Source organism: Actinomycetota bacterium (assembly GCA_036280995.1).
In the GTDB taxonomy this organism is placed as follows: Bacteria; Actinomycetota; CALGFH01; order CALGFH01; family CALGFH01; genus CALGFH01.
Map to the genome: position 1 here is coordinate 1 of DASUPQ010000360.1, position 2,184 is coordinate 2,184.

At 75.4% G+C, this 2,184-nt stretch carries 3 protein-coding genes; all 3 read left to right on the forward strand.

Going from position 1 to position 2,184, the window contains the following annotated elements; genetic code table 11:
* The coding region (locus tag VF468_12130) for a hypothetical protein (protein ID HEX5879045.1) at positions 1–732 on the forward strand (732 nt) is incomplete at its 5' end.
* A gap of 21 nt (positions 733–753) precedes the next feature.
* Positions 754–1,176: a roadblock/LC7 domain-containing protein gene (locus VF468_12135; protein ID HEX5879046.1), complete on the forward strand. Its 423-nt coding sequence runs from the start codon at positions 754–756 to the stop codon at positions 1,174–1,176.
* A gap of 35 nt (positions 1,177–1,211) precedes the next feature.
* Complete coding sequence (locus VF468_12140; GenBank protein ID HEX5879047.1) at positions 1,212–1,577, forward strand: DUF742 domain-containing protein; 366 nt, start codon at positions 1,212–1,214, stop codon at positions 1,575–1,577.
* Positions 1,578–2,184 lie beyond the last annotated feature (607 nt).

Here is a 2,184-nt window from a genome sequence, read left to right on the forward strand (position 1 = left end):
GTGACCGAGCCGGCGGAGCCGGCCCCGCTGCCGCACCGCCAGCGCCAGCACCAGCGCGGCGCCGACGGCGGGGGGGCCGCCGACGGCGCCGCCGCCCGGCAGGCCGGCCATCCCGCCGGCAGCTCGGCCCCGCGGGTCGACGAGCCCCGGCCCTACCGCCCGGCTCCGCCGGCCGAGGAGCCCCGCCCGTTCCGTCCCTCCCCGCCGCCTCCGGCCGACGAGCCGCGGCCGTTCCGGGCGCCGCCGGCGCCCGAGCGGGTCGCCGGCGCGCCGCCGCCGGTTCCCGAGGGGCCGCCGCTCTACCGGCCCGAGCCGGTCCGCGCGGCCGACGACGACGCCCCCCTGTACCGGGCCGAGCGGGCCCGGGTGCGCGACGACACCCCGGCCCCGCCGCCCCCTCCGGCCGACGAGCCGCGGCCCTCCCGGCCACCCCCGGCCGCCGCCGAGGCACCGCCAACGGCGCCGCCGGCGGCCGCGGCCCCCGCGCCCGACCAGGGCGAGCGGGTGACCCAGGCCGGCCTGCCCCGGCGGGTGCCCCGGGCCAACCTGGCCCCCGGCATGGTGGCCAGCCAGCAGGCCGAGGCTCAGCCACCGCCGCCGGGCCAGCCGTCCGCCGGCCGCTCCCCGGACGAGGTCCGCAGCATGCTGTCCAGCTACCGCACCGGCATCGAGCGCGGCCGCACCGTCGCCGGGGGCTCGGACCGGGGCGAGCGTCCACCGGAAGGACCCTAGCGACCCCGGGGGAGAGGGGAGATGCCAGAGCTCAGCGCCGATGCTCGCAACCTCAACTGGCTTGTCGCCAACTTCGCCAAGGCGACCCCGGGCGTGGCCCACGCCATGGTCGTCTCCGCCGACGGGCTGCCGGTGGCGGTGTCGGAGCGGCTGGACCGGCCCAGGGCCGACCAGCTCGCCGCCATCGCCTCCGGCCTGGCCAGCCTGACCCAGGGCGCCTCCCGCTGCTTCGAGGGCGGCCTGGTCAAGCAGACCGTGGTCGAGATGGACCGCGGCTTCCTGTTCGTCATGTCGATCAGCGACGGCTCCTGCCTTTCCGTGCTGGCCACCAACACCTGCAACGTCGGGGTGGTGGCCTACGAGATGGCCGTGCTCGTGGCCCGGGCCGGCGACGTCCTCACCCCCAGCCTCCGCGCCGAGCTCCAAGCCGTCCTCCCGTCATGAGCCATCCACGCGGAGCCAGGTAGAGGGGGGCGCGCGTGACCACTCCCGAAGACCAGCCAGCGGCCGGCCGCAGACGGGTCCGCCCCTACTCCATGACCGGCGGGCGCACCCGGCCGGCCCACACGGACCTGGAGATCGAGGCGCTGGTCTCCACCACTTCCAGCGGCGAGCGCTCCCCGAAGCTGACCGTTGAGCAGCGGGCCATCGCCGCCCTGTGCCGCGACATCCTCTCCATCGCCGAGGTCTCGGCCCGCCTCGATCTGCCCCTCGGCGTGACCCGGGTGCTGGTCGGCGACATGGCCGACGAGGGCCTGGTCATGGTCCACCGCCCGACCCAGACCGGCGACCGCCCCGACCTGGCCCTCCTGGAACGCGTGCTGTACGGCCTGCGGACAATCTGACGTTTCCCCCTGTCGGCCCGGCCAACTGCCTCGGTCGACGTCGCCCCCGGGGCCGAGGCCCACGGTGGATAGGCCAAGCAGCGTGAACCTTGGATGCCTGCGGGACCGTACTGGTAGGAGCCGTATCACCTACGGGGCTCGGCTCGTTGAAGGAGGCGCTGGCACGCGTGACGTCCATGTCTGAGCCGGCTGATCCGCACATCGAGGTCGTTATCTATGTGCCCGGCAGGTCGGAGTCCAACGAGGCCGACGCGTTCGCGGTCCACCTTTCAACGTGCGCCAACTGCCGCCACCAAGTTGGGGAGCTGCGGGGTGTACCCGAACTACTGGCCAGGGCAGCGCCGGCCACCCCGCTCCCTGAGGGGCTACGCCGCCGGACCCTGGCCGCAGTGCGGCAAGCGGCAGCACAGCGTTGACGGCCATGGGCCGCAGGATAGGCTGCAGGCCAAGCTAGGCTGCTCGTAGTCGCTGCCTGGCACCGCGGCGAGGTACCGCATACTGCTGCGAAGTCCGGGCCAGGCCAGGCACGAGCGAATGGCAACTGCGTGCCGTCCTGGCCGAGACAGCGGCGGCGAGGGTCATGAGGGTGGGGTGGGCCGCTACGCCG

What these genes read in the sequence shown, in the direction of transcription:
- VF468_12135 (HEX5879046.1), top strand. Translation starts at nt 754, where the DNA reads ATGCCAGAGCTCAGCGCCGATGCTCGCAACCTCAACTGGCTTGTCGCC.